At 76.0% G+C, this 1,383-nt stretch carries 1 protein-coding gene; it reads right to left on the reverse strand.

Annotation, left to right across the window (positions count from 1 at the left end):
* Positions 1 to 1,045, reverse strand: a 1,045-nt coding sequence (locus DZF91_RS23730) for a PucR family transcriptional regulator ligand-binding domain-containing protein (protein WP_199486841.1), incomplete at its 3' end; no start/stop codon positions are given.
* Between the last annotated feature and the right edge of the window lie 338 nt (positions 1,046 to 1,383).

Genomic DNA, 1,383 nt, shown 5'->3' on the forward strand with positions numbered 1-1,383 from the left:
CGGGACGCGCCGGACGCCCCGGCGCGGCGGCCGGCTCGGCGACCTCGGGGCGCGGGCGGCCGTCCAGCTCGGCGACGATGACCAGGACCGGACGGTCCAGGTCCCAGCCGAAGCCGGAGCAGTGCGCGATGACGCGGTCGTCGTCCCCGGCGCGCCCGGCCAGGATGTCGCGGAGGAAGTCCGCGCGGTACTTGCTCTCGACGGCGGCGACGGCCTGCTGCTTGGTGACCACCAGCGCGGCGACGGTCGCGGCGCGCTCCAGGACGCCGAGGGCGCCCTCGCCGAGCGGGCCGTCCGGGCGGAACGCGACCAGGCGGCCGTGGTCGAAGCCGCCCGCGACGACGGGGACGACCAGGTGGTCGCCCTCGGCGGCCGGGCCGGCGTCGCCCCGGGCGGCCAGCGCGCGGACGGTCCGGACCTGCTCCTCGGTGCCCGCGGCGGCGAGCACGCGGCGCTCGCCGTCCAGCACCGCGACGGCCGCGCCCAGGTGCGCGGCGACCTCGTCCACGACCTCGCGCAGCCCGCCGCCGCAGAGCACGGTCTGCACGAGCGCGCGGTGCACCTCCTCGGTGCGGGCGAGGACGGCGGCCTGCCGGTTCAGGATGTCGGTGAGGACCTGGTTCAGGACGTCGTCGAAGCCGACGTCGGCGGACAGCAGGATGAGGGGGAGGCCGCGCCGGTCGGCCTGTTCGACCATCTCCGGCGGCGGCTCGGACAGGTAGCGGCCGGGCTTGATGGCGAGCGCCGCCACACCGCGCTCGTCCAGGTCGCCGACCAGGCCGGTGAGGCCGCGGGGGGTGCCGCGCAGCGGGTAGCCGGTGGTGAGCAGCAGCTCGTTCGGCTTGACCCACGGCAGGATGTCGGGGACCTCCATCACGTTGAGCCGCTGCACCACGCGGCCGAGTCCGGCGCGTCCGGCGATGAGCCGCGCGCCGGCGAGGGCCGGGACTTCGAGGACCTCGCCGACCGGCAGGCCCCGGGTGAGGGTGCCGGTGCTCGCGAACCGGTGGGCCGGTGGGCCCGTGTTCACGCGGATGTCACTCATGCAGGTGTCACCTCGCTTTGTACGGTCGACCGCGGAGGGGGCGCGATCGATACCGAATTCGCGATCAACCCTGACAACAAAGACGAACCATGACAAGCATCCTTGGCAGTTTTTCCCATACGCCCCTGGCGTGGACGGGTCTACGGTCGCCGAGAGGCTCGGCCCGCAGCGTCGCGGGCCGGCGGACGAGTCCCGGGAGGCTGGGTGGGCGTGCCGCTCCGCGAGTCACTGAAGCCGGCGGCCCGGCGGGGCCCGGCCCCCGAACCCGGGTCCGCCCCCGGCCCCGCCCCACGGCCGGGTTCCGTCCCGTCCTCCCGGCAGAGCCCCGGCCCCAGCCC

It is taken from the genome of Actinomadura logoneensis, assembly GCF_003428695.1.
Taxonomy (GTDB): domain Bacteria; phylum Actinomycetota; class Actinomycetes; order Streptosporangiales; family Streptosporangiaceae; genus Spirillospora; species Spirillospora logoneensis.